General features: G+C 58.0%; 22 protein-coding genes, 1 tRNA gene and 3 pseudogenes. 10 read left to right on the plus strand and 16 right to left on the minus strand.

Going from position 1 to position 21,978, the window contains the following annotated elements:
- Positions 1–56 precede the first annotated feature (56 nt).
- Positions 57–1,751 carry a cytochrome c oxidase subunit I gene (gene ctaD, locus ACLI1O_RS09600; RefSeq protein ID WP_284771047.1) on the minus strand — a complete coding sequence of 565 codons (1,695 nt, stop codon included), beginning with the start codon at positions 1,749–1,751 and terminating at the stop codon, positions 57–59.
- A 329-nt stretch (positions 1,752–2,080) separates the two neighbouring features.
- A complete protein-coding gene (nrdF, locus tag ACLI1O_RS09605; protein ID WP_239269910.1) occupies positions 2,081–3,070 on the minus strand; it encodes a class 1b ribonucleoside-diphosphate reductase subunit beta in 990 nt (329 codons plus the stop codon).
- 130 nt (positions 3,071–3,200) lie between these two features.
- Here nrdF and ACLI1O_RS09610 point away from each other — a divergent pair, with 130 nt between their 5' ends.
- Complete coding sequence (locus ACLI1O_RS09610) at positions 3,201–3,887, plus strand: FadR/GntR family transcriptional regulator (protein WP_411706827.1); 687 nt, start codon at positions 3,201–3,203, stop codon at positions 3,885–3,887.
- On the opposite strand, the gene nrdE is transcribed toward ACLI1O_RS09610, so the two are convergent.
- The 5 genes from nrdE to ACLI1O_RS09635 all read right to left on the minus strand — a co-directional run bounded on the left by nrdE (position 3,884) and on the right by ACLI1O_RS09635 (position 8,765).
- Positions 3,884–6,046, minus strand: coding sequence for a class 1b ribonucleoside-diphosphate reductase subunit alpha (nrdE, locus tag ACLI1O_RS09615; RefSeq protein ID WP_284771045.1), 2,163 nt, complete (start codon positions 6,044–6,046; stop codon positions 3,884–3,886). The genes ACLI1O_RS09610 and nrdE overlap by 4 nt on opposite strands.
- Positions 6,047–6,100: 54 nt before the next feature.
- Positions 6,101–6,532 carry a class Ib ribonucleoside-diphosphate reductase assembly flavoprotein NrdI gene (gene nrdI / locus ACLI1O_RS09620; protein WP_284771044.1) on the minus strand — a complete coding sequence of 144 codons (432 nt, stop codon included), beginning with the start codon at positions 6,530–6,532 and terminating at the stop codon, positions 6,101–6,103.
- A 24-nt stretch (positions 6,533–6,556) separates the two neighbouring features.
- The gene (gene nrdH / locus ACLI1O_RS09625; RefSeq protein ID WP_284771043.1) at positions 6,557–6,796 is read right to left on the minus strand and encodes a glutaredoxin-like protein NrdH; all 240 of its coding nucleotides are present in this window, start codon (positions 6,794–6,796) and stop codon (positions 6,557–6,559) included.
- A gap of 369 nt (positions 6,797–7,165) precedes the next feature.
- Positions 7,166–7,288 (minus strand): type B 50S ribosomal protein L36, encoded by a 123-nt coding sequence (gene ykgO / locus ACLI1O_RS09630; RefSeq protein ID WP_003847162.1) that lies wholly within the window; start codon positions 7,286–7,288, stop codon positions 7,166–7,168.
- A 127-nt stretch (positions 7,289–7,415) separates the two neighbouring features.
- Positions 7,416–8,765 carry a sugar porter family MFS transporter gene (locus tag ACLI1O_RS09635; protein ID WP_023016965.1) on the minus strand — a complete coding sequence of 450 codons (1,350 nt, stop codon included), beginning with the start codon at positions 8,763–8,765 and terminating at the stop codon, positions 7,416–7,418.
- 27 nt (positions 8,766–8,792) lie between these two features.
- Between ACLI1O_RS09635 and nadE the strand changes: the two genes are divergently transcribed.
- Positions 8,793–9,614, plus strand: coding sequence for an ammonia-dependent NAD(+) synthetase (gene nadE / locus ACLI1O_RS09640; protein ID WP_411706829.1), 822 nt, complete (start codon positions 8,793–8,795; stop codon positions 9,612–9,614).
- On the opposite strand, the gene ACLI1O_RS09645 is transcribed toward nadE, so the two are convergent.
- Entirely contained in the window at positions 9,611–10,348 is a 738-nt protein-coding gene (locus tag ACLI1O_RS09645; RefSeq protein ID WP_023030293.1) for a fructosamine kinase family protein, read from the minus strand. The two genes, nadE and ACLI1O_RS09645, sit on opposite strands and share 4 nt — an antisense overlap.
- 114 nt (positions 10,349–10,462) lie before the next feature.
- Here ACLI1O_RS09645 and ACLI1O_RS09650 point away from each other — a divergent pair, with 114 nt between their 5' ends.
- The gene (locus ACLI1O_RS09650) at positions 10,463–11,260 is read left to right on the plus strand and encodes a GDSL-type esterase/lipase family protein (protein ID WP_411706830.1); all 798 of its coding nucleotides are present in this window, start codon (positions 10,463–10,465) and stop codon (positions 11,258–11,260) included.
- A gap of 49 nt (positions 11,261–11,309) precedes the next feature.
- On the opposite strand, the gene ACLI1O_RS09655 is transcribed toward ACLI1O_RS09650, so the two are convergent.
- From ACLI1O_RS09655 to ACLI1O_RS09665, 3 genes are all read right to left on the minus strand, one after another.
- A tRNA-Ala gene (locus ACLI1O_RS09655) sits at positions 11,310–11,382 on the minus strand.
- Between the two features lie 76 nt (positions 11,383–11,458).
- Positions 11,459–12,184 (minus strand): DsbA family protein, encoded by a 726-nt coding sequence (locus tag ACLI1O_RS09660; RefSeq protein WP_284637717.1) that lies wholly within the window; start codon positions 12,182–12,184, stop codon positions 11,459–11,461.
- A gap of 53 nt (positions 12,185–12,237) precedes the next feature.
- Positions 12,238–12,684, minus strand: a complete 447-nt coding sequence (locus tag ACLI1O_RS09665; RefSeq protein ID WP_284849541.1) for a MauE/DoxX family redox-associated membrane protein — start codon at positions 12,682–12,684, stop codon at positions 12,238–12,240.
- Between the two features lie 74 nt (positions 12,685–12,758).
- Between ACLI1O_RS09665 and ACLI1O_RS09670 the strand changes: the two genes are divergently transcribed.
- Genes ACLI1O_RS09670 through ACLI1O_RS09680 form a run of 3 tightly spaced genes read left to right on the plus strand, consistent with a single transcriptional unit; the run spans position 12,759 to position 13,605 of the window.
- On the plus strand, positions 12,759–13,073 hold the full coding sequence (locus tag ACLI1O_RS09670) for a fluoride efflux transporter family protein (RefSeq protein WP_411706831.1): 315 nt from the start codon (positions 12,759–12,761) through the stop codon (positions 13,071–13,073).
- Positions 13,070–13,429, plus strand: a complete 360-nt coding sequence (locus tag ACLI1O_RS09675; protein WP_005284575.1) for a FluC/FEX family fluoride channel — start codon at positions 13,070–13,072, stop codon at positions 13,427–13,429. Before ACLI1O_RS09670 ends, ACLI1O_RS09675 begins: the two co-directional genes overlap by 4 nt.
- Positions 13,430–13,482: 53 nt before the next feature.
- Positions 13,483–13,605, plus strand: coding sequence for a hypothetical protein (locus ACLI1O_RS09680; protein ID WP_005284578.1), 123 nt, complete (start codon positions 13,483–13,485; stop codon positions 13,603–13,605).
- Between the two features lie 3 nt (positions 13,606–13,608).
- Here the strand turns inward: ACLI1O_RS09680 and ACLI1O_RS09685 are convergent, their stop codons facing one another.
- Positions 13,609–16,152: an ABC transporter permease gene (locus ACLI1O_RS09685; RefSeq protein WP_284640208.1), complete on the minus strand. Its 2,544-nt coding sequence runs from the start codon at positions 16,150–16,152 to the stop codon at positions 13,609–13,611.
- On the minus strand, positions 16,153–16,881 hold the full coding sequence (locus ACLI1O_RS09690; RefSeq protein ID WP_023023749.1) for an ABC transporter ATP-binding protein: 729 nt from the start codon (positions 16,879–16,881) through the stop codon (positions 16,153–16,155). It lies immediately after the preceding gene.
- Between the two features lie 106 nt (positions 16,882–16,987).
- On the opposite strand from ACLI1O_RS09690, the pseudogene ACLI1O_RS09695 reads away from it, so the two are divergent.
- Both ACLI1O_RS09695 and ACLI1O_RS09700 read left to right on the plus strand, forming a co-directional pair.
- Positions 16,988–17,275: pseudogene (locus ACLI1O_RS09695) on the plus strand (zinc-binding dehydrogenase); the annotation flags it as partial.
- A gap of 110 nt (positions 17,276–17,385) precedes the next feature.
- On the plus strand, positions 17,386–17,547 hold the full coding sequence (locus ACLI1O_RS09700) for a zinc-binding dehydrogenase (RefSeq protein WP_284849560.1): 162 nt from the start codon (positions 17,386–17,388) through the stop codon (positions 17,545–17,547).
- A gap of 255 nt (positions 17,548–17,802) precedes the next feature.
- Here ACLI1O_RS09700 and ACLI1O_RS09705 read toward each other — a convergent pair whose 3' ends face one another.
- The gene (locus ACLI1O_RS09705; RefSeq protein WP_034654218.1) at positions 17,803–18,699 is read right to left on the minus strand and encodes a LysR family transcriptional regulator; all 897 of its coding nucleotides are present in this window, start codon (positions 18,697–18,699) and stop codon (positions 17,803–17,805) included.
- 70 nt (positions 18,700–18,769) lie between these two features.
- On the opposite strand from ACLI1O_RS09705, the gene ACLI1O_RS09710 reads away from it, so the two are divergent.
- Complete coding sequence (locus tag ACLI1O_RS09710) at positions 18,770–19,804, plus strand: YeiH family protein (RefSeq protein WP_005277667.1); 1,035 nt, start codon at positions 18,770–18,772, stop codon at positions 19,802–19,804.
- 369 nt (positions 19,805–20,173) lie between these two features.
- On the opposite strand, the gene ACLI1O_RS09715 is transcribed toward ACLI1O_RS09710, so the two are convergent.
- Both ACLI1O_RS09715 and ACLI1O_RS09720 read right to left on the minus strand, forming a co-directional pair.
- Complete coding sequence (locus tag ACLI1O_RS09715) at positions 20,174–20,509, minus strand: recombinase family protein (RefSeq protein WP_255342555.1); 336 nt, start codon at positions 20,507–20,509, stop codon at positions 20,174–20,176.
- Positions 20,478–21,704: pseudogene (locus ACLI1O_RS09720) on the minus strand (IS3 family transposase). The gene ACLI1O_RS09715 and the pseudogene ACLI1O_RS09720 overlap by 32 nt, the downstream one beginning before the upstream one ends.
- 48 nt (positions 21,705–21,752) lie before the next feature.
- On the opposite strand from ACLI1O_RS09720, the pseudogene ACLI1O_RS09725 reads away from it, so the two are divergent.
- Positions 21,753–21,962, plus strand: a pseudogene (locus ACLI1O_RS09725) (integrase core domain-containing protein); the annotation flags it as partial.
- Between the last annotated feature and the right edge of the window lie 16 nt (positions 21,963–21,978).

Raw genomic sequence — 21,978 nt, forward strand, 5'->3', positions numbered from 1 at the left:
TCCCTACCTCTAAGAGGCTGGGGAAGGCGGCTGTAGTCAGGAGTTAAAGTGCGGCCTTAGTGCTTGCCCACGTGAGCTTCCTCGCGCATGCGCTCAACCATGTGCGGGTAGTGCAGCTCGAATGCCGGACGCTCGGAACGGATGCGTGGCAAGGAGGTGAAGTTGTGGCCCGGAGGCGGGCAGGAGGTTGCCCACTCCAGAGAGTTGCCGTAGCCCCATGGGTCATCCACGGTAACGACCTCACCGTAGCGCCAGGACTTGAAGACGTTCCAGACCAGCGGGATAACGGAAGCGCCGAGGACGAAGGAGAAGATGGTGGAAATCTGGTTGAAGACCGTGAAGCCATCGGACTCCAGGTAGTCGGCGTAGCGACGCGGCATACCCATGTTGCCGACCCAGTGCTGAATCAGGAAGGTGCCGTGGAAGCCGATGAAGGTCAGCCAGAAGTGAATCTTGCCCAAGCGCTCGTCCAGCATGCGGCCGGTCATCTTCGGGAACCAGAAGTACAGGCCACCGAAGGCGGAGAACACAACCGTACCGAACAGGGTGTAGTGGAAGTGCGCAATCAGGAAGTAGGACTCAGCCAAGTGGAAGTCCAGCGCCGGAGAAGCGAGCATAACACCGGTCATACCACCGAAAAGGAAGGTAGCCATGAAGCCCATGACCCAAATCATCGGGGTATCCCAGGTGATGTGGCCCTTCCACATGGTGCCGACCCAGTTGAAGAACTTCACACCGGTAGGCACCGCAATAAGGAACGTCATGAACGAGAAGAACGGCAGCAGGATGGCGCCGGTGACGAACAGGTGGTGTGCCCACACGGCCATGGACAGCGAGCCGATGGCCAGAATGGCGAAGACCAAGCCGATGTAGCCGAAGACCGGCTTGCGGGAGAAGACCGGAACGATTTCGGAGACAACGCCGAAGAACGGCAGTGCGAGGACGTAGACCTCAGGGTGGCCGAAGAACCAAAACAGGTGCTGCCACAGGATGGCACCGCCGTTAGCTGAATCGTAGATGTGGCCGCCCAGCTTGCGGTCATACAGCACGCCCAAGGCGGCTGCGGTCAGCAGCGGGAAGATCATCAGCACGATGGCGGAGGCGGTGAAGATGCCCCAGCAGAAGACCGGCATGCGGAACATGGTCATGCCCGGTGCGCGCAGGGTCAAGATGGTGGTGATCATGTTGATGGCGGAGGCAATGGTACCGACACCGGTAGCGCCCACACCGACGATCCACATATCGGCGCCGATGCCGGGGGTGTGTACGCCATCGGCAAGCGGCATGTACATGGTCCAGCCGAAGTCAGCCGCACCACCAGGAGTGATAAAGCCCAGCAGCATGACGACACCGCCGAGCAGGGTTACCCAGAAACCAAAGGAGTTCAGACGTGGGAAGGCCACGTCCGGCGCGCCGATCTGCAGAGGCAGGATGTAGTTACCAAAGCCCCAAACAACTGGCGTAGCGAACAGCAGCAGCATCACGGTGCCGTGCATAGTGAACAGCTGGTTGAACTGCTCATTGGACAGGAACTGCAGACCCGGGGTGAAAAGCTCCGCACGGATCAGCAATGCCATAAAGCCACCAAGGAAGAAGAAGCTGAAGGCCATGATCAAGTACATGATGCCGAGCTGCTTGTGGTCGGTGGTGGTTAAAAATACCCAAGCCTTTGAACCGGTCTTTTCCCTACCGGTTGGCTCTGGACGTGTGGGAGCGACGTAATCGTCGACCCGTGGCGCCACAGCGGTCATAGAATCCTCCTGAATAACAGAGTGTCAGCGGACTGGGTCCACCTACACCTAGGTTTACTTCGATTATATTAGGACATTTTCCCCCGTTCTTGCCAGCTTCTCTTAATGGTCCTCCAGCTTGGGGGTATTCCCTCAATAACCACAACCGTCACATACCCCCTGCACGTGGGGCGGGCATCATTTAAGGTTTACATTCTTTGGGCTAGGTATGGGTGTCGCATGTCACAGCGGTTGCGAGATATGCAGGTCAAAAACCGGAAAACGCACCCCCGCTCGTTATCAACCTTTCGGTTGAGTCCGAAGCGAAGGTGCGCGGGGACTAAGAACGGCTAGAAGTCCCAGTCATCGTCCGTGGTGTCCTCGGCCTTGCCAATGACATAGGACGAACCCGAGCCCGAGAAGAAGTCGTGGTTCTCGTCGGCGTTGGGAGAAAGAGAGGACAGGATAGCCGGCGAGACGCGGGTCTCATCGGCTGGGAAGAGGCCCTCAAAGCCCAAGTTATTCAGGGCCTTATTGGCGTTATAGCGCAAGAAGCGCTTGACGTCTTCGGTCCAGCCCAGCTCGTCGTAGAGGTCCTCGGTGTAGTCGATCTCGTTGTCATAGAGCTCAAAGGCCAGATCAAAGGTGTAGTCCTTCAATTCTTCCTGGCGCTTTTCATCCAGCTTCTTGTATTCCTGCTGGAACTTATAGCCAATGTAATACCCGTGCACGGCCTCATCGCGGATGATCAGGCGGATGATATCGGCAGTATTGGTCAGCTTCGCCCGGGAAGAGAAGTACATCGGCAGATAGAAGCCGGAGTAGAACAAGAAGGACTCCAGCAGCGTAGAGGCCACCTTCTTCTTCAACGGATCATCACCGTTGTAGTAGGCCAAGATGATCTTCGCCTTCTTCTGCAGGTTCTCGTTTTCCTCGGACCAGCGGAAGGCATCATTGATCATCGGGGTGGAAGCCAAGGTCATAAAGATATTGGAATAGGACTTGGCGTGCACCGACTCCATGAAGGCGATATTGGTATACACCGCCTCCTCGTGCAGGGTCTGCGAATCCGGAAGCAGGGAGATCGCACCGACCGTGCCCTGGATGGTATCCAGCAACGTCAGGCCAGTAAAGACCCGCATGGTGGTTTCTTTTTCCTTTTCCGTCAGCGTCTTCCAGCTGGGGAGATCATTAGAGACTGGGACCTTTTCCGGGAGCCAGAAGTTACCGGTCAACCGCTCCCATACCTCGAGGTCTTTGTCATCGGGGATGGTATTCCAGTTGATAGCTTTTACCGGGCTGTCATGACTAGCAACGTAGTCATCGTATTCGTGCGACACGCGATGTCACTCCAATGCTTCACTGTGTAGAATTTCGAGTCCCAGCATACCCAATGCCAACCCGCATCATCCCGCCGCACCGCACCTATAATAAAAGCGCAGTACACAGCCAGGAAAGGACGCCCGCGCCATGGCAGAAACCACTCCCCTTTTAGGCCCTGTAGTAGACCAGCTGGGCACGGATATCGTCAGCGGGGACATGGCGGAAGGCACGCGGTTTCGCCTTGGGGACATCGAAAAGCGCTTTGGCATCTCCCGCACCGTGGCGCGCGAGGCCATGCGCACCCTCGAGCACTTAGGGATGGTTTCTTCTGGGCGCCGAGTGGGGCTCAAGGTGCTGCCGCGCAGCAGTTGGGCGGTCTATGATCCCGCCGTTATTTCGTGGCGGCTGGCGCACGATAAGACGCGCGCGGAACAGGTGGCGCGACTCAACGAGCTGCGCCTTGGTATCGAGCCGGTGGCGGCGCAGCTTGCCGCGCGCAATGCCAGCCCACAGCAGCGCCGCGAATTGCTGCGACTGGCGGGCCGGCTCAGCGAGCTCGAGACCACCCCTTCCCCCCGGGTAGGCGAAGAACTCGAAACCGACCTGCAATTTCATACCCTTATCTTGGAGGCCTCCGGCAATGAGATGATCGCGGCGCTGGCACCGGCGTTGCTGACTATCTTGAAGGGCAAATCCGTTTTTGGCTCCCGCAAACGGGATCCAATTCGCGGCACCACTCAGCTACATATGGATTTAGCGCGGGAGATTGACGCCGGCGAGGCCGAAGCCGCCGAGCGCACCTCCCGCGCTATCCTGGACCGCGCCCGCGCTTAGAGCATGCAGGAAACGCAGCCCTCGATCTCGGTGCCTTCCAGCGCCATCTGGCGCACGCGGATGTAGTACAAGGTCTTAATGCCCTTGCGCCAAGCGTAAATCTGCGCCTTATTCACATCGCGGGTGGTAGCGGTGTCCTTGAAGAACAGCGTCAGCGATAGCCCCTGGTCCACGTACTTGGTGGCCTCAGCATAGGTATCAACGATCTTCTCGTAACCAATTTCGTACGAGTCCTTGAAGTACTCCAAGTTGTCGTTATCCATATGCGCAGCCGGGTAGTATACGCGGCCGATCTTGCCTTCCTTGCGGATTTCAATCTTGGAGGCAATCGGGTGAATGGACGAGGTGGAATTGTTGATATAGGAAATCGAGCCCGTCGGCGGCACCGCCTGCAGGTTGCGGTTGTAGAGGCCGTGCTTGGCAACGTCCTCCTTCAACTCCGCCCAGTCCTCTGCGGTGGGAGTGTAGATGGAGGAGGCATCGAAAAGAGCCTTGACCTTCTCCGTGCGCGGCTGGAACTCCGCCGGATCGTAGGAGTCAAAGAACTCGCCACTGGCGTAATCGGATTCGGGGAACTCGGTAAAGGTCGTGCCGCGCTCGCGGGCAATCTTATTGGAGGCGCGCAGGGCTGCGTACATGATGGCGGCGAAGTAGGCGTTGGTGAAGTCCAACCCCTCCTCGGATCCGTACTCGATGTTCTCGCGACCCAAGTAACCGTGCAGGTTCATCTGGCCCAAGCCGATGGCGTGTGAGTCATCGTTGCCCTTGCGCACGGATGGAACGGAATCGATGGAGGTCTTATCCGCCACCGAGGTCAGCCCCCGAATCGCGGTCTCCACCGTTTGGGAGAAGTCCGGCGAGTCCATGGTCATGGCGATATTCAGCGAACCCAGGTTGCAGGAAATATCGTTGCCCACCTGGTCATAAGAAAGATCCGCGTTGAGCTCGGAAGCGGAGTTGACCTGCAATATCTCCGAGCACAGGTTGGACATATTGATGCGGGAGGTCTTGACCGGGTTGGCGCGGTTTACCGTATCTTCATACATGATGTACGGGTAGCCGGACTCGAACTGCAGCTCCGCCACGGTTTGGAAGAAGTGGCGCGCGTTGATCTTCTTCTTCCGGATGCGCGGATCCTCCACCATTTCTTCGTAATGCTCGGTAACGGAGATATCGCCGAAGGCCTTGCCGTAGACGCGCTCGACGTCGTACGGCGAGAACAGGTACATGTCGTCGTTGTTCTTGGCCAGCTCGAAGGTGATATCCGGGATCACCACGCCCAAGGACAGGGTCTTAATGCGGATCTTTTCATCCGCGTTCTCGCGCTTGGTGTCGAGGAAGTTCATGATGTCCGGGTGGTGGGCGTTGAGGTACACCGCGCCCGCACCCTGGCGCGCACCGAGCTGGTTAGCGTAGGAGAATGCATCCTCCAGCATCTTCATCACAGGGATGACGCCAGAAGACTGGTTCTCAATGTGCTTAATCGGCGCGCCGGATTCGCGGATATTGGACAGCAGCAGGGCCACGCCGCCGCCGCGCTTGGACAGTTGCAGCGCGGAGTTGATGGAACGACCGATGGATTCCATATTGTCTTCGATGCGGAGCAGGAAGCAGGAAACCAATTCGCCGCGCTGCTGCTTGCCGGCATTCAGGAAGGTTGGCGTAGCCGGCTGGAAGCGGCCGGTCATGATCTCATCGACGAGGCGCTCTGCCAGCTCACCATCGCCATCACCAAGGAAAAGCGCCGTCATGGAGACGCGGTCCTCAAAGCGCTCCAGGTACCGGCGGCCGTCGAAGGTCTTCAGCGTATAGCTGGTGTAGTACTTATAGGCGCCAAGGAAGGACTTGAAGCGGAACTTATAAGAGTAGGCGCGCTTGAATAGGGACTTGATGAACTCGAAGTCATAAGCCTCAATGACCGCTGGGTCATAGTACTTATTGCGCACCAGGTAATCGATCTTCTCTTCCAAGTCGTGGAAGTAGACCGTGTTCTGATTAACGTGCTGCAAGAAGAACTGATTGGCGGCCTCGCGGTCCTTATCAAATTGAATCTTGCCGTCTCCGTCGTAGAGATTCAGCATTGCGTTGAGCGCGTGGTAATCCAGCTGCTCTTCCTGCGATACTGGCTCTGCTACGGTCTTTCCCAATTGCGTACTCACAGCTGACGCGACCTTTCTTAAAATCAGGATTCTATTAGGTGTGTCGCACCGCGGCTAGGCTGCCCCATCCAGTCCCAACTGGGAAGCATTAGCCAGCAGGCCTTCGCGACAAATTTTTATATCTTCATCGTTTCCGAGCAATTCGAAACGATATACATAGGGCACCTTACATTTGGCGCTGATGACGTCACCAGCCTTGCCAAAATCGGCGCCGAAGTTGCTATTTCCTCCGGCGATAACCGCCCGAATAAAACTGCGGTTGTGCTCATTATTAAGGAATCTAATTACCTGCACCGGTACGGGCCGGGAGTTTTGGTGGCTAATGGAAGCTCCTCCGCCGTAGGTGGGACACACCAAGACGAAAGGCTCGTTGACCACTAGCGGCTCATCGGTGCGGCGCAGGGGGATTCGCGCGCTAGGGAAACCTAGCTTCTGCACGAACCGGTGCGTATTTTCCGTAGTAGAGGAAAAATACACGACCAACATGACGGCACCTCCCTCCTCGGCTACTTACGCAGAGGCGGCTAGCTCGGCAAGGTTCTTGATGCGGTCGGGGCGGAAGCCGGACCAGTGCCCGCCGTTGGCTTCTACGACGGGTGCTTGGACGTAGCCCAGAGCCATAATGTAGTCACGGGCCTCATCGTCCACGGTGACATCTACCACGTTGTAATCCAGACCCGCGCGGTCAAGGGCCTTCTTGGTGGCATTGCACTGAACGCAAGCAGGCTTGGTGTAGACGGTGATAGACATAATAACTCCCTAAAATCCTTTTGCGAGATAGCTTTTGCTCGTAGAAAGCGGAGGTTCTGACCCCTTTTCAGGCCACTTCCTGCACCGCTCTGAGCGACACCAACGACACTATACTTTGGGGGAATTGACCGCAACTAACACAACATATAGTAGTTACACCCATGATATTCCCAGGAGGGCCAGGAGCGAGACCCCACATGTTGACCGCCCCGGCACCCAACCGTGAAACTACACGCCTGACATTCCTGCGGGTTTACCTTCTATTCACCTAAACATGTGGCAAAGTTCACATTCTGGCGTCGAAGCGTAGAAATAAAAAATCCGCCCCGCTCCAAATTCTCGGAGGAGGCGGACTTTCTTAAGTTTCAATTAGCCCTGACGGGCCTTGAAACGGGGATCCTTCTTGTTGATCACGAAGACCTTACCGTGGCGGCGAATAACCTGGGCGCCCGGCTTCTTCTTCAGCGACCGAAGGGACTTACGGACCTTCATCGGGCGCTCCTTTCGTTATGCGCAATCTACATGCGGTTGAGTAAATAAAGCACGGACTGGGAATCCCCAGCCATGACACGAGGAATAATTTTACCTCACGCGGCCATTAAGACCAAAACACTAGGACTTAATGGGGTGCGGATTCCCGCGAGTAGCGGGATTTCATCTCCTCGCCTACCTCATCCAGGCTACGTCCCATGGTCTCTGGTACCAAAATGCGGGTGTAGCCGATGGCGATGAGCCCCAGCACGCCAAAGACTCCAAAGGCCACCGGGCCGGTGAGCCACTCCACCAGCGGCAGGAAGTACTGGGCCACGGCCCAGTTGGTGGCCCACAGCGAGAGCCCGGCGATGCCCATGCCCAAGCCGCGTACCTGCAGGGGCACGAGCTCCGAGATGAGCAGCCAGGTCGTCGGCGAGACCGCTGCTTGCTGGAAGGCAATGAACGAGGCCATGAATACCAGTGAGACCATCGCCATCGTGGTGGAATCGGCTGCGTGCGAGTACGCCACGGACAAGATGAATAGCGAAATCACGTTGCCGGTCAGGCCGATAAGCAGCAGGCGCTTGCGGCCAATACGGTCGACCACCTTGAGGCCCACCCAGCAGGCGATGACGGAGACCACACCAATGACAATCGAGGTATAGACCGAGTTGGTGGTGGAAATTCCTACCTGGCTCATCATGGTGGGCGCGAAGTAGACGATGGCATTAACGCCGGTAATCTGCTGGGTCAGGCCCATCAGCATGGCGAGCAATACCGTCACCTGCATCCAGCGATTGGCCTTCAGTGCCTTCCACTCGGAGCCGCTGGAACGGCGCGCCGTTTCTTGGGAGGTAAGCTCTGCCAGATCCATCCCGGCGCGGCCTGCAACCTCACGGGCCCGCGACATCTTGTCGTGCGTGGCCAGCCAGACTGGGGTCTCTGGCAAGAAGAGCATGCCCACGGCGAGGGCCGCGCCCGGTACGGCCGCAAGCCCCAGCATCCATTCCCAGCTTTCCGTGGGCGCGAGGGCAGAATTTACAAGGTAGGCCAAGAGCTGGCCCACCACGATCAGCAAGGTATTCAGGGAGACCATGCGCCCGCGGATCTTGGCCGGCACCATCTCTGAGATATACATGGGCGAGACAATGGATACCGCACCGACGGCAAAGCCCAAGAAGGTACGGGCCGTGGCCAGCATGGTCACCGATCCAGCCAGCGCGCACCAGATGGAGCCCAAAACGAAAATGATGCCGCCGGCAATCAGCGTAAAGCGGCGGCCAAAACGGTCCGCGATGCGGCCTGCGGTCAACGCGCCCACCGCGGCACCCACCAGCAGCATGGAGGTCACCCAGCCCTCTTGGTGGGCGGTCATATTAAATTCCGGGGTGATATACAGCAAAGCACCGGACATCACGCCGGTGTCGTATCCAAATAATAAACCGCCAAGGGCGGCAATTCCTGCAACTACCTTGACATAACTTTCTTTATTCACAGCACGCAATTGTGTCAGGAGACTACGATGAACGTCATGTCACCCGATGCCGAAAACTTGCAACAATCCATCATAAAACAGCTGGATGTACGCCCCTTTATCGATCCAGAAGAGGAAATTGCCCGTCGCGTGGATTTCCTCGTGGAATACTTGGAAATGACCCATGCCAAAGGCTACGTGCTAGGCATTTCCGGCGGCCAGGATTCCACCTTGGCGGGAAAACTCACCCAGCTAGCAGTAGAGCGGGTAGAAGGCGCCGAATTTTGGGCCGTGCGCCTGCCCCACGGCACGCAGGCGGATGAGGATGATGCCCAAATCGCCCTCGATTTCATCCAGCCCGATCACCGGCTCACCGTTGATATTCAACCGGCCACCGCGGCGCTAAGCCACGAGGTCGCCCGTGCGGTAGGCCAAGATTCCTTGAACGATTTCAACCGCGGCAATGCCAAGGCGCGCTTGCGCATGACCGCGCAATATGCCATCGCCGGCGAGGTGGGCGCGCTCGTTGTGGGCACGGATCACGCCGCCGAAAACGTCACCGCGTTCTACACCAAGTGGGGCGATGACGCGGCAGACCTACTCCCCCTGGCCGGGCTGAATAAGCGCCAAGGCGCGGCATTGCTCAAGCACCTGGGCGCGCCAGAGTCCACCTGGTCCAAGGTCCCTACCGCGGATTTGGAAGACGATAAGCCGCAGCTTCCCGATGAAGAGGCGCTCGGCGTCACCTACGCCCACATCGATGACTACTTAGAGGGCAAGGCGGTTCCCGATGCCGCCCGCGAGCGCATCGAGACCCTGTGGCACCGCGGCATCCACAAGCGCCAGATGCCGCAAGGGCCAACCGCCTAGGCCAGCGCCTCCAGCGTGGCAAGAGCCGCGCGCTCCAGCGGCCGGTTATACGCCGAGCCGTGGGTCAGCGCGTGCACGGCCAGCGGGTGCAGTTGGTGCATGGGAATCCAGGTTTCAATATCTTTCGGCGCCCCATAGCCGCGGAAGATTTCTTCTATATAGGGCGCGCCGAATAGGGCCAGCATGCCCAAATCAGTGTGCGGGTGCCCGCCGTGGGCGGCGGGATCGATCATGATGCCACCCTGGGCATCGAAAAGCAGGTTGCCCGCCCACAGGTCACCGTGGATGCGCGCGGGCGCCACGTCCCAGCTACGGGCGGCAATGGCATCGCAGGCCCGCTTGACCAGGTCCCGCTGCGCGGTGCTGATTCCGGCCGGCTCCGCAAAGGGCAGCACGCGCTGCTGGGTATAAAATTCACCCCAGTCATCGGTGGGCGTGCACTCCTGTTCAATGGTGCCGATGAAGTTTTTGCCTTCCCATCCCTCCGGCGCGCTGCCAAAAGCCGCGGCCCCGGCGCGGTGCATGCGCGCGAGCTCCGCACCAAACTTCCGCGCGGCCTCTGGGGTGGGCGCTACCTCGTCAATGCGCTTGGTTACGATTTCCTTCCCGTCCGCGCGCACGACGGTGACTACCGCATCCGTGGCTTCCGCCAGCCACCGCAATCCGGCGGCTTCGGCGCCTGCTTGATCTTCATCGCGTACTCGCTTCGAGAAAGTCTGCATACCCGCCAGCATAACGATTTTCGCTACTCCATTTTTGCTTGTCTCAGAAAACCTTTAGGATCATCGTGGCCTTAATCATCCCCTATCAGTGTGGCTTCCGTCCCTGCGGAAGCCTTGAGGTACACCATGAAAAACTTCAGTAAACTTGCCGCGATTGCCGCTTGCACTGCCGCACTCGTGGGAGGTAGCACCGTCGCTACCGCGGCCGTGCCTGGCAATACGGTCCTGACTGGCGATAGCGTCGTCGCCAACCCTAATTTCCTTGATTACGCGCAAAACCGCGCCGGTATAAAAGCAAACACCAAGGTCGGTTGCATTACCGATAACTCCATCGCCAACGAAATGACGCGGGTATCCGGTGCGCATGTGGATCAGTACCAGTGCGCTGGTGCGTCCTTCGGCACCGGCGGCCAGCACATCGATGACACCCTGCGCACGGCCGCCCGCAACGGCGATCTCAATCCCGAGACCCGCAATGTTGTCATCCATGCCGGCGCCAATGACACCTACCCGCACAAGGACAATATCGCGGCTTCCGAGCACTTCCTGCGCACCGGCATGCGCAGCGCCATCGATGTCGCCCACCACTTTGCGCCAAATGCGAAGGTAACCATCGTGGGATACCCGCGGGTCTCCAATAACAACTCCGCGTGCCTGACCTCTGCCACCATCCCGATTCCGGCTAGCAGGGTTGCTTCTACCGAAGAGCGCCTGCAAAACACCCTGCGCGAGGTAGCTGAGCAGAACGGTGCTTCCTTCTTGGACGCCCACCCGATATCCACGGGCCACGATAACTGCTCTCCTGACCGCTGGTGGATCAACCTAGTAGACCCGCTTCCACCGGCGCCAGGCAACCTGCCGCTGCACCTTAACGCCAACGGCACCCACGCGCTGGGCGAGCTCATCGGCCACTCGCTGAAGTAAGAAAAAAGAGTCTCGAGAAGCTATCTAGCCTCTCGAGACTCTTAATTTGTGGAGCTAACGGGATTCGAACCCGTGACCCCCACACTGCCAGTGTGGTGCGCTACCAGCTGCGCCATAGCCCCATATACGAGGTGCAACCCTGTGGGCCGCAACTCGTATGAATATACATGGCAAGTATTTAACTCACCAAATCGCCTGCTACTTGGTGGCGATGTCTACCCAGTCATTCAAGGACTCGCCGGATTCACGGTCCGGAATATCCTTGCCATCCTGGACAATGCGCGGCGAGGAAACCGAGCCGGTTGCCTTATTCAGCTTATCGTAGTTGGCCTTGGCCACCTTATTGCCCTGCTTGATATCCACGTTCTTGATGGAATCAACCACGTCATCCTCGGCGCCGAGTTCCTTGGCTTGGTCAGCGATGTCCTCCATATCCCACTTAGTGGCGATGCTCTGCTGGTTCTTCATCATGTAGTCGCGCAAATTCCAGTAGGTCTTTACGTCGCCAGACTTAGCCAGCTCTGACATGGCTGCGACGGCCTTGGTGGAGTAACCGTCCTCGTTTTCGACATCCTCGCCGTCTAGGAAGTTCAGCGTGCGCACGTGGACGACCAGCTTGCCATCCTCAATTGCCTGCTTCATCTCCTCATCGGTGCTTTTCGCCAGGTCCGCGCAGTGGGGGCAGGAGAAGTCTTCGTACAGGTCAACCTCTGGAGTATCGTCATCGGCCGCATCGGACTTCAGGGTAATCGCGTTGTCCTTATAGTCCATGGACATGTTGACGTCTTGCACCTCGATTTCATTGGCCTGCTTGCCATTCCACACGATGTAGCCAATGACCACGGCGATAATGACGAGTAGGACGCCGACGCCCCAGATGAAACCATTGCCAGACTTGGCATTCGGGTCACTTACTTTGCTCATTTAAACCTTGCCTGTTGATACTTTCGGACTCTTGCAACCTACTGTGCCCACCGCTACGGGTGGAGCGCAAATTTCGTGAACGGGCGTTTGATGATCCATGCGGTAAGGGCGAGGAAGGCGGCATCGCGAAGCAGCGTCAGCCCATAGTTCATGCCCGGCTCCGCAGTAGCGTCACCAGCACCAAAGCACCCGCAATCGATATCCAGCCCACGCAGCCATGCCTGCAGGATGCCGACCATGAAAAGCACCATGACCACGGCCGCTACCTTGGAAGACTCGCGAAGGAAAATCCCCAGCAAGAGCAGCATTCCACCCACTAGCTCCAGCGGCCCAATGAGCTGGGCCAGATACCCAGACCATTCCGGCGTGAAAATCTCATAGGCCTTGATGGATTGCATGGTATCCAGCGGGTGCGCCATCTTTTCTACACCGGCGATGATCCACACCACGGCCATGCCAAAGCGGGCGATAAAGCTCACCACATCAAACGCGTTATTCACGCCGATTAGTTTAGCGTTTAACCTCCCCTTTTCGGATACAAACCCCTGTGCTTTTTCCTGAGACTTCGCCCACTATGATGTACCCCATGCCGCACTCCCTCATCTTCGGTTCCGGTGCCGCACTCGGCGCCGGTGCCCGCTACCTCTTAACCATCGCTCTCGGCGGCGGAATGCTCCCGCTCCTCATCCTTAATATCGTCGGCAGCGCGCTGATGGGATATACCCGCCCCGGCCCCTTCTGGGGAACCGGATTCTTGGGTGGGTTTACCAGCTTCGCCAGCTTTGCTTTCTTCACCGCGGAGTCCCACTGGAGCATCGCCCTGGCCTATGTCGCGGCCACGCTCGTGGGCTGCACCGCCGCCTACCTTGCTGGGGATAAGCTGCGATGAACCTGCTCTTCGTCCTTATCGGCGGCTTTTTCGGCGGCGCGGCGCGCTACGGCTTTACCCGCCTGTTGCCCTCGCCGTATTGCACCTTCGCATCCAATATCCTGGGTTCCTTGATCTTCGGCCTGGCGGTGGGCTTTGCGCAGCTTGCCGATGCCCCCTTCGCCCATCCCCTCTTCGCCCTCGGCCTCGCCGGTGGCCTATCCACCTGGTCCACCATGGCGAAAGAGCTAGGGGAAATGGTCAAGCAGCGGCACTGGTGGCCGCTGTGTAAGTACCTATTTTGGACCATCGGGATCGGCGTGGTCCTAGCCTGGCGCGGGGTGATGTGGGCCGAACTTATCTATCACGGAATCTAAGTACACAATTCCCAGCTCGCTCCTAGCTACAGTGACCCCTACGATTTCTCTGCGTGCACTTCTTCCTGTACTTGGATCCGGCGGCAAAGAAGTTCCAGCCCGAAGCGCACCCATGGTTCCTGTGCTACGACGACGAGCTGAAACTTCTTAATATCAGTCAAGGCCTAGATGCCTAAGCCTTAATCCGCAATCGCCTCCAGCGGCGGCGTCTTTGCCGCGCGTTGCGATGGCCATACCGCTGCGATGACGCCCACAACCGCGGATCCCAGCAGCATGATCACCAGCATGCCCCACGGAACCTCGGCACCGCCAAGGCCTTGGTCATTCAGGATCTCGATGAAGGACCAGCCCAAGCCGAGGCCGATGAGGATGCCCATGATTGCGCCAAAGAGCGAAATCTGCACCGACTCCAGCGTGATCATCCGGCGGATTTGGCGGCGCTGCGTACCCACCGCACGCAACATGCCAATCTCCTGGCGGCGCTCGATAACACCCAAGGTCAAGGTATTGACAATGCCCAGCACGGCAATGATCACGGCGAGTGCGAGAAGACCGTAGAGAATGGCCAGCATCTGGTCGATGAAGCCAGCGGCCTGACCCGCATATTCCTTACCGGTGTTGACCTGCACCACCACGAGATCCTTGACGGCATCCTCGAGGTTCTGGCGTAGCTCTTCCTTGTCGTAGCCTTCTTTACCTAATACGCCCACCATCTGCACAGAGAATTCTCCGTCAGCGGCGACTTCTTCTGCCACGTCCTGCGAAACCACCATATTTTGAATGGTCTCGATGGGCTCAAAGGTGCCGACCAGTTTGGCTTCCGCAGTCTTGCCCGGCTTGCTGCCGGTGACCTCGTAGGTCTCTCCTACCTTCCAGCCATTTTCTTTGGCGAAGTCTTCCGTGGCGGCAAAGCCGCCTTCAATATTGGCATCGCCTTCCACCATGTTCATCGCCAGCATCGAGGTGGGGTCAGCATCCACCGTCACGGTGAACAACCCGCCGGCGCCAAAGTCCAAGGAGGCCTGACCGTCCACGGCAACCGGGGCCGAGCCAACGGTAATGACCTTATCCACACCGTCTGCCTCTGCGGCACGCTCGCCGGTTTCCTTCGGCGTCGGGAAGTTTCCGGAGCTCGGGCCGGACAAAATGTAGTCCGACGTAATAGTTTGGTCCACCGTATCCGAGATGGAGGCCTTCATCGTCTGGCCCAGCATGCCGATGCTCGTGACCAATGCCACGCCCAAGGTCAGGGCAAAGGCCGTGGCGGCAGTGCGGCGCGGGTTACGCCGCGAGTTGGTAGCAGCCAGCTTGCCGATGGACCCGAAAGGCGCTCCAATAGCCTTGCCCAGCGTTGGTACTAGCGGCAAAGAGAGCGCCGGTCCTGCCAAGAAGAAACCGATAATCACCCCGACGGCGCCGAGGCCGACGAGGATGGCGCGGACGTTCGTTTCGGCATCGCTAAGCACGCCCGCAAACGCCGCAATAATGCCGCCGATCATGAGGATCGCACCGAAAATCGTCCGGACCTTCAGCGAAGAACCGGAGGCCGATTCCGTCGTGCGCATCGCTTCGACCGGCTCCACGGCACCCGCGCGCCGCGCCGGGGCCCACGCAGAGACCACGGTGACAATCGTGCCCAAAATGATCGGAACTACCACGGCGGAAACGCTCAGTCCCAGACCGCCGCCAATGTCCATACCGTTGGCGCCCATCACCGCCTTGATTACGGCGACCAATCCCACGCCGGCAACAACGCCGACGATGGACCCCAGCACGCCCACGATGACGGATTCCACCACAACGGAATTGGTGATCTGGCGGCGCGACGCACCCAATGCACGCAAGAGCGCGAACTCCTTAATGCGCTGGGCCACGATCATGGAGAAGGTATTGGCAATAATAAAGGTGCCCACCAACAAGGCGATTAGACCAAAGGCAACGAGGAAGTAGTTCACAAACTTCAACGCCTCGGTCATTGCCTCACTGGTCTGCTCTGCAAGGCGTTCGCCGGACTCTGCTTTGATGTCGAATTTGTCATTCAGGTCATCGACAAGCGCATTCGCATCCACGCCATCGGCGGCAGAGACCTTCAGCTGGGAAGGATCACCAAAGCGCTCCAGGTAATCCGACTCGTCCATGCGCAGCTCGATGCTATCGCCCTGCTCCACCGGCGGCTCCACGATGCCCGTGACCTTAACCTCATCCTGGCTATCCGAATGGACTACCAGAAGCTTCTGGCCAACGGAGATATCGTATTTCTCCGCTGCAGAAGAATTGATCGTCACCTCATCTTTGGCCTTTGGCTCATCGCCTTCAGTGAGTTCGCTCGCGCCACCGACCGTTTTATCCGCGGGATAGTATGGCACGAGGCTCGCAGTACCGCTTTGGGTTTGGAAAGCCTCCGAGTTTTCATCGGCTACAACCACAGTCTGCGAGTCAGCGACGTTGATGTTTTTAACGTCGTCATCATCAAGCAGCTGCTTGCGCAGCCCTTCATCCAGCTTCTGGTCGCTGTCATCGTTCTCACTAACCACCGCGTCTACCCCGCGGAACTGGTTATCCACCGCAGAATCAAAAGTGGCCTTCAATGAGTTAGTGAACATGAAAGAGCCTGCAATAAAGGCGGTGCCCAAGACCACCGCCAAAATTGTCAGGCCAAGGCGCAATTTATGCGCCAAAATATTGCGCACGGATACCCTGCGCATTGCGTTTCCGCGTGCCATTTAACCCTCAATCTCTGCCATTACATTGTGAATGGCCTCCATCGTTGGATCCTGCAGTTCATTAACGAGCTTGCCATCAGCAAGGAAAACAACACGATCGGCGTACGACGCCGCCTTAGCATCGTGCGTCACAATGACCACAGTCTGGTTATCCTGGTCCACCGCAGTGCGCAGAATATCCAATACCTCGGCCGAAGAATTGGAATCCAAGTTACCCGTAGGCTCATCGCCAAAAATAATCTCCGGCCGCGACACTAAGGCGCGAGCACAGGCGACACGCTGCTGCTGACCACCAGACAGCTCAGCCGGGCGGTGCTCCAAACGCTCCGCCAGCCCCAGGCGACGGGTGACTTCTTCAAACCATTGCTTGTCGACGTCCTTGCCCGCGATATCAGTCGGCAGCGTGATGTTTTCCGCAGCCGTCAAGGTAGGGACCAAGTTGAAGGACTGGAAAATAAATCCTAAGCGGTCACGACGCAACGCCGTAATTTCCTTGTCATTGAGGTGCGACATATCGGTATCACCGATAAACGCCGAACCAGAGCTAGCAGAGTCCAACCCTGCCATCGTGTGCATCAACGTGGACTTGCCCGAGCCCGAAGGGCCCATAATGGCCGTGAATTGGTTCTTTCCAAACTCAATGGAAACGTGATCAAGGGCGATAACCGCCGTATCATCGCTTCCGTATTGCTTAAACAAGTCAACGGCGCGCGCCGCGGCATCAGTCATAAAGCGTGTTCTCCTTGTAAATGGGAAATTACCTTTCTACATAGTAACCCGCCTGGTCGCAGTGTCCCATCATCCCATGGGCTGATTTGGGGGCCAGTTCAATTTTTTGGCGGGTGGGGCGTCCTTTTCGTTTGGAAGCCAAACCTGCAGTTCAGCGCCCGTTGACGGGTCGCTCTTCATTGCTGGTGGCTCGGGGGCGATCGGCACGGTCGCCATCCAACTTGCACGCCAACGCGGATGGCACGTTGCCGCATCCGCGTCGAAACCCAATCACGACTACATGCTTTCGCTCGGCGCGCACAAGGTAGTTGACTACGGCAACCCCCATTGGCGCGAGCAGATCCTGGAGTGGATGCCCAATGGCGTCGACGCTGTCTTGGCGGTGCAACCGGGCACCTCGGCGGAAAGTTTGCCCGTCGTGAAGGACGGTGGAACATTGGTGTCGATCTCCGGAGATGCACACATCTCCGAACGTGGCATACACATAACGGGGTCCCCTATCAAATGGACGTTCTCGATGATTTGGTGCAACTCATGGAGCAGATCGCCGCAGGGGAGATTCATTTGGAGCTTGAGCAGGTTTATCCGTTTGCAGATGCCCTGGCTGCCCTGGCGAAAGTACAGACCCGGAGGGCTCGAGGCAAACTCGCGCTCAGACGAGAGTAAAGCACATGGCCGAGGAACCATGCGGATTCAAGAAGGTGCTGCCTTGCCGAATTCTCAGCCGGTCCGGGTTATTTACAACTCTCTACCCCGTATTTAATTCATGGCTTGCGGGTAAGAGGCGGACGATGTTGAGCCGGAAGGGTTGGCATGTCAGACCGCCCAAGGCACGGGCACTGCTTGGGGCTCGGGACTACAGGGGGAGCATCTTGTACGGATGCTGATGACTTCTTCGAAGACGGGACTTGCTGCCACCGGCTACGGTTTGGCAGCGGCCACAGCGACCAGTTCGGCCGCGACTCCTGTCAATCGTCGAGGTCCTGACCAGACGGCCGTCAGGGGGCGGCTGATCCCTTGACCCTCAAAGGGAACGCGCAACAGGTCCCCGCTCTCGAGCTGGCTACGAAGGGCGAGTTCGCTCAGGACAGCAGGACCCGCCCCGGAAGCAACAGCAACGCGCACCGCGGCGTTGCTGGCAAGCACCTGCATCGGCTCGACAGTGACGGCCCCAGCCAACACCTCTTGCAGCGCCTCGCGGGTACCTGAGCCAGGCTCCCTGACAACCAAGGGGGTTTCCGCCAGCTCTTGCAAACCGATCCTGCTCGTACGGTTCGCCCATTCATGGTTGGGAGCGACAACTACCAGCAACTCATCCTCTTGGACGACCCGGGCATTCAACCGCATGGGAACGTTCGGGGTCTCAACGAAACCCAGTTGAAGAATGCCCCTTTGCACTTCTTGGAGAACCTGCGCCGAATTCAGCACCTGCACCTCGATGCGGACCGGCGGCAATCGACGTTTCAACTCTGTCAGCCAGACCGGTAGCAGGGTTTCTGCGATGGTCATGCTGGCCCCCACACGAAGTTCCAACGTTTCGTTGCTGCGGCTAGACCGTGACCAATCGTTGAAGCGTTGCCCGGCATCAAGTAGTTCACGGGCTTGAACAGCCAGCAACAACCCCAGTGCCGTCGGTTCCGAACCGCGGGGGCTGCGCTCAAGCAAAGCCGTTTTCATCCCCGTCTCCAGCTCCGCGATGGCTCGGCTTGCGTTGGGCTGCGCCATCCCCACTTTCCGTGCGCCTGCCCCCACGCTGCCTTCGTCCACCACGGCAACGAAGAGTTCCAGTACTTGAAGGTTCGGCCAAGCTTCGCTCATATCAAAAGCATATACCATGATGCGAAATTGCCGTCTAGCGGGCTGACGGGGATCAGTGAAGTATGGAAGTATGTCAACGCAAATACAACAGACAGATCCCATAACAGCCCGCCGCGGCTCCTACGCACTGAAAAAATATTCCCCCGGGTTGCTTTTGTGTGCGGTCGCTGTGGCAATCGCGATGACCGTTAACGTCTTCCTTCCCGGTGTCAGCCCACTGATCGTCGCGATCGTGCTCGGCATCGCCCTGACCAACGTGGTTCGCCTACCCGAGTCCACGGCACCGGGACTGACGCTGGCTTCCAAGAAGCTGCTCCGATTGGGAATCGTCTTCCTGGGCCTGCAACTGGTGCTCTCAGACATTGTCTCCCTCGGTGCGCCCATGCTCGTGGTCATCGTGTGCATCGTGGCCGGAGGCATTTTCGGAACCATCCTGATCGGGCGGCTGATGAAGATGCGTTCCGCCCAGGTTCTGCTCATAGCATGTGGTTTCTCTATTTGCGGCGCCGCCGCTGTGGCCGGAGTCGAAGGGGTCACCGACTCAGACGAAGAGGACGTGGTCACCGCCGTGGCCTTGGTGGTCATCTTCGGCACACTCATGATTCCGGCGATTCCCTTGCTCGGCCAGCTGCTGGGCATGGAGCCTGAACTCAACGGCATGTGGGCCGGTGGCTCCATCCACGAGATCGCTCAGGTTGTCGCCGCCGGAGGAATAATCGGCGGCGGGGCGCTGGCTGTCGCCGTCATCGTCAAACTCGCCCGCGTCCTGCTGCTCGCCCCGATCGTCGCGATTTTGAGCATTCGCCAACGCCGGTCAGGAAACGTCAAACCCGATGAAAAGCGTCCTGCGATCGTCCCACTGTTCATCATTGGCTTCCTGGTCATGATCGTGCTCCGTTCCACACTGGACCTGCCCGAGGGCCTCATCCACGCAGGAAGCCTCGCGCAAACGGCTTTGTTGTCCGCCGCAATGTTTGGACTGGGATGTGGGGTGAAGATCCGCAACCTCATCCGGGTCGGAGCCCGACCCTTCATCCTGGCCGCAGCCTCAACCATTCTCGTCACAGGCATCGCACTTGCAGGCATCGAACTCGTCCACCTCTGATAGGGAACCACATCCTGCAGTCTCCGCCCAAGCTGATACCTCGTCCGCCCACCACATGACCTTTTAGGAAGGAACCTGACTTGACATTTCTCACCGGTCCAGCTCCGATTATCGTCGGCGTCGACAGCTCCGATTCTTCAAGGTGGGGGCGCCCTTTCTCTTTATTCGGTGAACGTTGCCCAGGCGGAGAAAGTGCAGGTAAAACCACACGCTAGCGAGACCTGGGGGCGTGCCTTCGCCAGCCCTTGTAAAAGCCGCCCACGAGGGGAAATGTGCGTAAGGCTACCTGTAGGCGTGCCTGGAACCGTAAATGTCCTGCCATGTGGCAAGCGCCGTGGGGCGTATATTCACCCGCCCCCATCGCCGCATCTATGCGTTCTTCAACGCCCGATACACAGTAGGGCGAGTGACTCCGAATTCCCGTGCCAAGGCTGCTTTCGACTCCCCTGCCATTGTGCGCTGCTTAATCTCCGCTACTTGCTGCGGGCTAAGAGCAGGCTTGCGGCCTTTGTACTTTCCTGCCTTTTTCGCCAGCGCAATCCCCTCTGCTTGGCGTTCGCGGATAATGGCCCGCTCAAACTCCGCAAACGAACCTAAAATGCCTAGCATTAAATCCGCGCGTGGATCTGTGGTGTCTTTCGCATGAAGCGTCCTGGGTTTAGTTCCGCTTCTTTTACGGCCCTGTGTTGATGGGCTGGGTGAGATAGTACTCGGTTTCTACTTCCTGTGGGGTGGCGTAGTCCAAAGCTTCATGAAGCCGCTTGGTGTTCCACCAATGCACCCACCGCAAGGTGGCCAGTTCGACTTCTCCGACCGACGTCCACGGGCCTTGGACATGAATCAGTTCAGCCTTGTAGAGACCGTTGACTGTTTCGGCTAGTGCATTGTCGTAAGAATCGCCGATTGTTCCCACACTCGGGCGGATTCCTGACTCAGCTAGCGCGGTGGAATACTTCAGTGACACGTACTGGCTGCCCCGATCGCTGTGGTGAATTAGTTGGTTTCCATGGATTCGTCCTGCAGTCGTTAACGCATGTTCCAATGCCTCCATGGGCAGCGCGTCGGTGCGCATTGTCGAGCGTGTAGCAACACCAACAATTTTTCGGCTGAAGACATCCACGACAAACGCGGTGTAGGCGAATCCTGACAGGGTGCGAACGTAGGTAATGTCGGCAACCCAAAGCCTGCCTGGTGCCTGCGCACGGAAGTTTCGGCGCACTAGGTCTGGGCGATGATCCGGTGCCTTCGGGCTAATCGTTGTCACAGGGGTTCGTCCACGTCGGCGGCCGGAAACACCTGCGAGTTTCATCAGACGTGCGGTCTTGTCGCGGCCGATATGAAAGCCTTCACGGTTCATGGCGTGCCACATTTTGCGGATGCCGTAGACCGAGAAGTTTTCCGCATGCACACGCTGTATCTCTGGGATGAGCAGGCTATCGCTTAAGGCTCTTGCGCTGGGAACACGTGTGGTGGCTTTGCGGTAGCCGCGTGAGGTGATGAATCCACGATCTGCTTGTTTAAGGACTCTGCAGATGGACCCGGGCCCCAAACTGATCTTTATACGCGTCGATGTAAGAGATCATTTGGTCGTGGGTCGGTCGAGTTCCGCTGCGAAAAAAGCCGAAGCAGTCTTAAGAATCCCGTTTGCTCGTTTCAGTTCGCGGTTTTCTCGGCGCAGACGCTTGAGCTCTTCTTCCATTGTTTCGCCGCCTGAAGCGTCAGAGTCATCACGTACTGAAGCGCTGTCACGGTACCAAGCCCGCAACGTGTGGTGAGATACTCCAAGCAGCTCACCGACCTCCGTGTAGGCGCGTTGCAGTGAGCAAGACTCCAGGCGGACCATTTCGATGATCTGATGGACCGCCTTCTCCTTGAACTCGACGGAATACTTTCTAGGCATAGTTCAATCCTTCCTTAGCTGAGGTAGGAACTAAACCCAGGACGCTTCAATAATGCCCTGGCAGAGTCATTTAACGCCACCTTAAAGCGTGAAGTTCTGCGTGATCGGAAAGTCTTTGATAATCCCATTATCTGCCGGCAGGAAGTCTTTCGATGGTGCATGCGCTACAACACCCGCAGACGGCATTCCTGGTGCAACCTTCTAGCCCCCGATGACTTCGAAGCACTCACATCAGCTACACTGACCCAAGCAGCATAGCTAACCCGCGTCGTGT

The organism is Corynebacterium sp. LaCa78 (assembly GCF_046717505.1).
In the GTDB taxonomy this organism is placed as follows: domain Bacteria; phylum Actinomycetota; class Actinomycetes; order Mycobacteriales; family Mycobacteriaceae; genus Corynebacterium.

Bases quoted from the DNA above. Each gene is read 5' to 3' on its own strand.
- ctaD (WP_284771047.1), bottom strand. From the start codon at position 1,751: ATGACCGCTGTGGCGCCACGGGTCGACGATTACGTCGCTCCCACACGT.
- ACLI1O_RS09610 (WP_411706827.1), top strand. From the start codon at position 3,201: ATGGCAGAAACCACTCCCCTTTTAGGCCCTGTAGTAGACCAGCTGGGC.
- nrdI (WP_284771044.1), bottom strand. From the start codon at position 6,532: ATGTTGGTCGTGTATTTTTCCTCTACTACGGAAAATACGCACCGGTTC.
- nrdH (WP_284771043.1), bottom strand. From the start codon at position 6,796: ATGTCTATCACCGTCTACACCAAGCCTGCTTGCGTTCAGTGCAATGCC.
- ykgO (WP_003847162.1), bottom strand. From the start codon at position 7,288: ATGAAGGTCCGTAAGTCCCTTCGGTCGCTGAAGAAGAAGCCGGGCGCC.
- nadE (WP_411706829.1), top strand. From the start codon at position 8,793: ATGAACGTCATGTCACCCGATGCCGAAAACTTGCAACAATCCATCATA.
- ACLI1O_RS09645 (WP_023030293.1), bottom strand. From the start codon at position 10,348: ATGCTGGCGGGTATGCAGACTTTCTCGAAGCGAGTACGCGATGAAGAT.
- ACLI1O_RS09650 (WP_411706830.1), top strand. From the start codon at position 10,463: ATGAAAAACTTCAGTAAACTTGCCGCGATTGCCGCTTGCACTGCCGCA.
- ACLI1O_RS09660 (WP_284637717.1), bottom strand. From the start codon at position 12,184: ATGAGCAAAGTAAGTGACCCGAATGCCAAGTCTGGCAATGGTTTCATC.
- ACLI1O_RS09670 (WP_411706831.1), top strand. From the start codon at position 12,759: ATGATGTACCCCATGCCGCACTCCCTCATCTTCGGTTCCGGTGCCGCA.
- ACLI1O_RS09675 (WP_005284575.1), top strand. From the start codon at position 13,070: ATGAACCTGCTCTTCGTCCTTATCGGCGGCTTTTTCGGCGGCGCGGCG.
- ACLI1O_RS09685 (WP_284640208.1), bottom strand. From the start codon at position 16,152: ATGGCACGCGGAAACGCAATGCGCAGGGTATCCGTGCGCAATATTTTG.
- ACLI1O_RS09690 (WP_023023749.1), bottom strand. From the start codon at position 16,881: ATGACTGATGCCGCGGCGCGCGCCGTTGACTTGTTTAAGCAATACGGA.
- ACLI1O_RS09700 (WP_284849560.1), top strand. From the start codon at position 17,386: ATGGACGTTCTCGATGATTTGGTGCAACTCATGGAGCAGATCGCCGCA.
- ACLI1O_RS09705 (WP_034654218.1), bottom strand. From the start codon at position 18,699: ATGAGCGAAGCTTGGCCGAACCTTCAAGTACTGGAACTCTTCGTTGCC.
- ACLI1O_RS09710 (WP_005277667.1), top strand. From the start codon at position 18,770: ATGTCAACGCAAATACAACAGACAGATCCCATAACAGCCCGCCGCGGC.